Genomic DNA, 4,618 nt, shown 5'->3' with positions numbered 1-4,618 from the left:
GTCTATAACGACGAGACAAACGGTCCTTTCCTTCAGACATTTAAATTTGTGAGAGCCGGCATCCTCCTGTCCTTATACCACAATGAGAAAACCTCCGCTTCCATGAAAGAAGGCATTGACATACTGGAATCCATTCTTGGCACAGAACTGTTCCGCAAATATGTCCATGTCTTACTGACTGATCGCGGGACGGAGTTTTCTGCCGCCGAAGCCATGGAGACTGCCTGCGATGGCTCAGGCTCAAGACGGACAAGGGTGTTTTACTGCGATCCAATGCAGTCAGGGCAGAAAGGCACGCTGGAAAATAAACATATAGAACTCCGTTATATTCTTCCAAAAGGAACGGATCTGAGAGAACTCGGGCTGGCCGGCCAGTCCGAGCTGAATCTGGTCCTCAGCCATGTAAACTCTTCCCCTTGCGAGCTGCTTGGCAATAAAAGTCCGTTGGAACTGACAGAATTTATGTATCAGGATCTATACGAAAAACTGCTGGCTTTCGGCATCCATCCGATTGAAAAAGATCAAATCATTTTAAAACCATACCTGCTCAAGCAGGGAAACAAGTAAGGAAAACTACCTAAGCAAAAAACAACAGGCGGCTGTCAAAGAAAGTAAATATCATACACAGCAAGTGGAATTTAGTCCTACAAGCTTAAAAATACCGACTAAAGTCCGCTTTTTTGTCATGTCCAAAAATCCTTTCTTTTTTAGTAGCCTGTTGTTTGCATCGTTTAGTGTAACACTTATTTCTACTTAATAAAACAAAAAAAGCAGCAATCACTCATTTTTGTAAGAGTAATTGCCACTTTTCTTTTCTCTCTTTTCAAAGTGGAAATAAACTTTTCACTTCAGCATATTATACAGGTATGGTATAATCTAAAATAATAATCTGATAATTATTGATGAATTGAGGTTGTAAAATGAAGAAAATATTAGTAATAGGAAGTTTAAACATGGATTCTGTAATAAAGACGCCTCGTATGCCAAAACCAGGCGAGACGGTTATGGGAACGGATATATCATTAATACCGGGAGGAAAGGGGGCCAATCAGGCATATGCAGCAGGAAAACTGGGTGGCGATGTAACGATGCTTGGAGCTGTAGGAGCAGATTCTTTTGGAGATGCCATGTTGGATAACCTTAGAAGTGTGAATGTTGATATAAAGGGAATCTGCCGTCTGGAAGGTGTTCATACCGGACAGGCTTATATTACTGTGAATGAGGAAGGACAGAATTCCATAATCGTAATTTCAGGAGCTAATGGAGAAGTCACTGAAAAAATGATTGATGAGAATATGGATCTTATTGATGAAAGTGACATTATTATTATGCAGCTGGAAATTCCTGTTGAAACGGTTAAATATGTAAAAGAAATCGCTGTAAAAAAAGAAAAAATGGTTATTCTTGATCCGGCACCTGCAGTAGCAGATCTTCCCGATGATTTTTGGAAGGGGATTGACTATATTAAGCCAAATGAGACAGAATTAGAGGTATTGACCGGAAGAACAATGACAACAGAGACAGAGTTAATCGAAGGTGCTAAAGAAATGCTTGGGAAAGGCGTGAAAACAGTGATTGTAACGCTTGGTGAAAAAGGATGTCTGTATGTATCGAATAAAGAAGAAAAAATAATTCCAACTAAAAAAGTTCCTGTTGTAGATACAACAGCGGCTGGAGATTCTTTTACAGCAGCATTTGCACTTTCATTAAGCAGAGAGGAATCGATAGAGGAAGCAATTGCATTCGGACAAAAAGTATCAGGTATTGTAGTTACGAAAAAGGGTGCACAGACATCAATTCCCGGAATTCAAGAATTAGAGTAAATATGATGGCATAATATAGGGCTTTTACAATTGTGTGTCTTGTAATCGTCCTATATTTTTTTAATATCTTGTATATTCGTTTCAGACAGAGTAGAATTATAGAAGACAGATTCTATTCGCAAAGGAGAAAAAGAATGCGTACAATCAACGTAGAAGAGATTACAAAACATATCAAAGAGATGTGTATAGAAGCAAACCATTTTCTTTCTAAAGATATGGATACAGCGATGAAAAGAGCGGTTGATACAGAAGAATCACCTCTCGGAAAGCAGATTTTAAATCAGCTTCAGGAAAATCTAAAAATTGCGGCAGAGGATATGATACCCATTTGCCAGGATACGGGAATGGCTGTTATCTTTATTGAAATTGGTCAGGATGTTCATTTTGAAGGCGGAATATTAGAGGATGCGATAAATGAGGGCGTACGTCAGGGATATACGGAAGGATATTTAAGAAAATCTGTAGTAGGAGATCCGATTATTCGTGAAAATACAAAAGATAATACGCCTGCAATTATTCATTATAGTATTGTAAAAGGTGATAAAGTAAAGATAAAAGTTGCTCCAAAAGGATTTGGAAGTGAAAATATGAGTCGTGTGTTTATGTTAAAACCGGCAGATGGAATAGAAGGTGTGAAAAACGCAATTCTGACGGCGGTAAAGGATGCAGGTCCTAATGCCTGTCCTCCTATGATAGTAGGAGTCGGAGTAGGGGGAACATTTGAAAAATGTGCACTTATGGCAAAAGAAGCATTGACTCGCGAAGTTGGTTCTCATTCAGACATTCCATGGGTAAAGGATCTGGAGGTAGAGATGCTTGAAAAGATCAACAGTCTTGGAATCGGGCCGGGAGGGCTTGGAGGAACAACGACTGCCCTTGCAGTCAATGTGAATACTTATCCAACACATATAGCAGGGCTTCCGGTTGGAATCAATATCTGCTGTCATGTAAACAGACATATTATCAGGGAGGTATAAGTATGGATCAGCATATCAAAGCACCAATTACGAAGGAAATTGCCGGTTCATTGCATGCCGGTGACTATGTATATATTACAGGAACCATATATACTGCAAGAGATGCAGCACATAAACGAATGGACGAAGCACTTTCAAAAGGAGAAGATCTTCCGATTGATATAAAGAATCAGGCAATTTATTATATGGGTCCATCACCGGCAAGAGAGGGGCGGCCGATTGGATCTGCAGGACCTACAACAGCAAGCCGTATGGATAAGTATGCACCAAAACTTCTTGATCTGGGACTGACAGCAATGATAGGAAAAGGAAAGAGAAGTAAAGAAGTATTAGATGCAATTGTAAGAAATGGAAGTGTATATCTGGCAGCAGTAGGAGGAGCAGGTGCATTATTGTCAAAATGCATTAAATCATCAGAAGTAGTTGCCTATGAAGATCTTGGAACAGAAGCAATTCGAAAACTGGAAGTAGAGGATTTTCCTGTAATCGTTGTAGTAGATTGTCAGGGTAATAATCTATATGAAACTGCAATGGAGGAGTATAAAAAGATATGAAAAGAATATTGTTAATGGTATTTCGCAATATTCTTCTTGTTCCAATCATGTGGATAAAATTATGTTATCATGCACATCATGTGGAAAAGTATACAGAAGAAGAACATTATAAAATGCTTCAATTTATATGTCACAGAGCGAATAAAGGTGGAAATGTTACGATAGATGCACACGGTCTGGAAAATATTCCAAAAGAAAATGGATTTATGTTTTTCCCAAATCACCAGGGATTATATGATGTTCTGGCGATCGTTGACGTATGTCCTCAGCCTTTTTCTGTTGTTGCAAAAAAAGAGGTTGCCAATATACAGTTTCTGAAACAGGTATTTGCATGTATGAGAGCCTATATGCTGGATCGCGAAAATATTCGTCAGGCGATGCAGGTAATTGTGGATGTGGCAAATGAAGTAAAAAAAGGAAGAAACTATCTGATATTTGCGGAAGGAACGCGTTCAAAAAATGGCAATCATCCCGGAGATTTTAAAGGAGGAAGTTTTAAAGCAGCGACAAAGGCAAAATGTCCGATTGTGCCGGTTGCACTGATTGATTCATTTAAACCGTTTGATACAAATACTGTCAGTCCGGTAACAGTTCAGGTTCATTTTCTGAAGCCATTATATTATGAAGATTATAAAGATATGAAAACAACAGAGATTGCCTCTATAGTAAAAAGTGAGATAGAAAATGTAATAAAAAATAATACAGAAGAATAGTACAATAGAACCATATCTATGCTTGTGAGAAAATAAATAAAAAAGTGATTGACAAGATGAATAAGGTTTAGTATAATAACTTCTGCTGGAGAAATACTCAAGAGGCTGAAGAGGCGCCCCTGCTAAGGGTGTAGGTCGGGTGACCGGCGCGAGGGTTCAAATCCCTCTTTCTCCGTTTGGTCAGTATTGACTGTCTGAGACAAAAGTTTCAGACAGTTTTTTATGGCCGAGGCATGCGCAGCATATATAGAAGAAAAACGGTTGCAAAATGCCAGATATTGTGTGTGAAAAAAGATGTTGAAAAAAATCGAAAAAAGATTAAAAAACGTCTTGACAAATAAAAATACACATGATATTATGTTTAAGCTGACTCGTGCGAGACAGCAAAGAACCTTGATAATTAAATAATAGACAACAACCCTGAAGATTTCTTTAAGAGAAAAATTCAGAACGAAGACATGAAAATGTCAACCTAATAACAGTAAAAGGGATAAGAAAGCTAGTAGTTTTCTTGAACTGGAGCGAACTTGATTTTGGATCTGTGTAACAGC

5 protein-coding genes and 1 tRNA gene are annotated in these 4,618 nt (G+C 38.4%); all 6 read left to right on the top strand.

Annotation, left to right across the window (positions count from 1 at the left end; genetic code table 11):
• The coding region (locus tag ABE547_RS14550) for a hypothetical protein (protein ID WP_347379403.1) at positions 1 to 567 on the top strand (567 nt) is incomplete at its 5' end.
• 353 nt (positions 568 to 920) lie between these two features.
• Positions 921 to 1,823: a ribokinase gene (gene rbsK / locus ABE547_RS14545; protein ID WP_347379402.1), complete on the top strand. Its 903-nt coding sequence runs from the start codon at positions 921 to 923 to the stop codon at positions 1,821 to 1,823.
• A gap of 134 nt (positions 1,824 to 1,957) precedes the next feature.
• Positions 1,958 to 2,800 (top strand): fumarate hydratase, encoded by an 843-nt coding sequence (locus tag ABE547_RS14540; RefSeq protein ID WP_347379401.1) that lies wholly within the window; start codon positions 1,958 to 1,960, stop codon positions 2,798 to 2,800.
• Between the two features lie 2 nt (positions 2,801 to 2,802).
• Positions 2,803 to 3,354: a Fe-S-containing hydro-lyase gene (locus ABE547_RS14535; protein ID WP_347379400.1), complete on the top strand. Its 552-nt coding sequence runs from the start codon at positions 2,803 to 2,805 to the stop codon at positions 3,352 to 3,354.
• Positions 3,351 to 4,067, top strand: coding sequence for a lysophospholipid acyltransferase family protein (locus tag ABE547_RS14530; protein ID WP_347379399.1), 717 nt, complete (start codon positions 3,351 to 3,353; stop codon positions 4,065 to 4,067). The genes ABE547_RS14535 and ABE547_RS14530 overlap by 4 nt, the downstream gene beginning before the upstream one ends.
• Positions 4,068 to 4,154: 87 nt before the next feature.
• Positions 4,155 to 4,242 (top strand) — tRNA-Ser (locus ABE547_RS14525).
• Positions 4,243 to 4,618 lie beyond the last annotated feature (376 nt).

Source organism: Dorea sp. YH-dor226 (assembly GCF_039832105.1).
GTDB lineage: Bacteria > Bacillota > Clostridia > Lachnospirales > Lachnospiraceae > Dorea_A.
This window is presented reverse-complemented; position numbering and strand designations above follow the sequence as displayed.